Source organism: Planomonospora algeriensis, from assembly GCF_977012225.1.
Genome location: NZ_CDRNDK010000708.1, coordinates 1 through 2,300, shown reverse-complemented (window position 1 = coordinate 2,300; position 2,300 = coordinate 1). Strand labels below are relative to the sequence as shown.

Annotated in this window: 2 protein-coding genes; one reads left to right on the top strand and one right to left on the bottom strand. The window is 63.1% G+C overall.

The features are described 5' to 3' along the window. Positions 1–122: 122 nt before the first annotated feature. Positions 123–917, bottom strand: a complete 795-nt coding sequence (locus ACWJ6R_RS34825) for a hypothetical protein (RefSeq protein ID WP_449066285.1) — start codon at positions 915–917, stop codon at positions 123–125. Between the two features lie 384 nt (positions 918–1,301). Here ACWJ6R_RS34825 and ACWJ6R_RS34820 point away from each other — a divergent pair, with 384 nt between their 5' ends. Further along, positions 1,302–2,171 carry a hypothetical protein gene (locus ACWJ6R_RS34820; protein WP_449066284.1) on the top strand — a complete coding sequence of 290 codons (870 nt, stop codon included), beginning with the start codon at positions 1,302–1,304 and terminating at the stop codon, positions 2,169–2,171. Positions 2,172–2,300: the final 129 nt, after the last annotated feature.

The window sequence follows — 2,300 nt, the reverse complement described above, 5'->3', positions numbered from 1 at the left end:
TGCGGTTTCAGGGCCGAACGTGGCATGGATCGGCCCGGAGCTGCGGAACGCAGGACGCAGGGCGTGGCGCAGATGGTGTTCGTTCCACAGCAGTGCGGGTGCCGAAAATTCATCCGTCCAGGTCAAGTCGCATGCCGGTACTCCCTGAGGAAATCACCCAGACGATCATGTCGGTGGACGTCGAGCCGGACGATCCGGGCTCGGTCGGCGCCCGAGCTGGGCAGCGGCCTGGTGGAGGGCCCGGTGCGGCCGGTGACCGTTGTGGAACGCCTCGAATTCGCGCAGGACATGGAGCGGATGGTGCTGGTTCCAGCTATCAGGGTGCGGTCCAGCAGTTCGCGGCGGCAGGTCTGAATCCACCGCTCCATGATCGCGTTCATCCGGGGAATCCGGATGCCGGTCGTAACGACGCGAAGTCCGGCGTCGGCCAGCACCGTGTCGAAGGCCGCGGTGAACTTTGCGTCGCGGTCGCGGATGAGGAACCTGGCCGTGCTCCCCACGTCCTGCAGGTCCATGATGAGGTTCCGGCCGAGCTGGATGACCCACCAACCGGTGGGGTGCGCGGTGGCCCCGAGGATCCAGATGCGTCGAGCGACGTGCTCGATGACGGCGAAGACGTACAGCCGTGCCCCGGTCAGGGTGCGGACTTCGAAGAAGTCGCATGCCAGCAGGGCGTCCGCCTGGCTGCGTAAGAAAGCGGCCCAGGTGGTGTGCTGCCGCTCGGGCGACGGGTCGATGCCGTGGTCGTTGAGAATCTCCCACACGGTGGAGGCTGCGACCGTGACGCCGAGCGCGACCAGTTCGCCGTGGATGCGCCGGTATCCCCAGGAGGGATTCTCCCGGGCCAGGCGCAGCACCAGCAGCCGTAGGAACGCGAAGACGATCGTCACGGTGAGATAGACTAGACGCAGCAGCACGACAGATCATCATGCCGCGGCAGCGTAGACCTCACGACCCCGAGACTCGAGGTATGTGATCATCAACCAGTGCTCTGACCTGCGCGGATGAATTTTCGGCACCCACAATCCGATCATGCGGCAACCCATGGGAATTCGGCTTCGCCGATTCTTCCGGGAGACGTTCTGGTATTGCGAGCCCGGGACGTCCCGCTGCAAGTTCTCCTATCCGGAGTGGGTGGAGGTCGAAGACGTCTGCACCACCTCCACCGTGAGGCCGACGTATAAGATCTAGACGTCTCAGGCAACTAGGTCCGAGCAATGATCCGGCAGCACGAGTGTCATCACGTTCGTGCTGCCGGGCCATTGTGGTCTGCCCGCCCTTGACAGAAAAGGACGATCACCTTGAACCGCCGCATACTAATACCGGTTTCGGTGTTAGTCGTCGGAGCTTGCGCCGTCTGGCTGGGCTGGCGCTCGCTGAGCCAGCAACAGAAGTGGGACAGCACTATCGGCAGCGAGCGAATCCGATACGTCCTGCTGAACGCATTCAGTGTGGCAAACCCCGAGATCCGGGTGAGGTTCGGCGAGCTGGCACGGGGTGGCCGGCCCATATCCGAAGAAGTCGGCGAAGACGGAATCATCGAAGTCCTGCTCGACTCGCGGCGCCTCCGGCACCTCGAGGGCCCCCCGCGACCTGACGCCATCCGCTTGCGGCAAGGCGGGCTCTTCGGACTGCCTTCGATAGCCGGCGGACGGCTGAGCGGAGCACTGCGACGCTTTGCGGGTGGCAGGGATGAGCCGCTCCCGAATCGGGCCGATCTCGAGCGCACGCTGTCCGGGCTGAGCCGTGCCGACGTGCGACTGCAGGCAGTGGTGAAGCTGAAGCGGCCACTTCTCGAAAAAAATCTTCCAACCAACCCGCCCATACCGGGACCTCTCGACGTTGACGCCATTCTCCTCTCTCCGGGCGTGCCAGGACAGAAGCCGACTGCCTGGGATGTCAATAACTGCGAATATAGGCTCCCATCCGGCCCTTGTACGCAGGGGTTGGCCGCTCAGTTTCAAGCATGGGTGCAGTCTCTCCGAACCGAGGACGCACAACCGCTGGATCAAGTCGGCCTCTATTATGAGGAACTCCAGTTGCGCGCCCAGGAGCCCATGATATATGGCTTTATTGCAGAATCGACGCCGAAAGTATTTGCGTGGCTCATAAAGCAGCCAGAGGTGGCGGGCGTCGAGCTGACAGACATTGGCTTCCTGCGTACTTCTTGATTGGGTGACGCACCTCTGATCGTCACGCCGATTCGCACGAGGCTGGGTAACCCTCCCGCTCCCTCGCGTCGAGGCAGGGCCCCGGCGAGTTGATGTTTTGAGTGGGTTCGTTCGCAGACGTACGGCCCT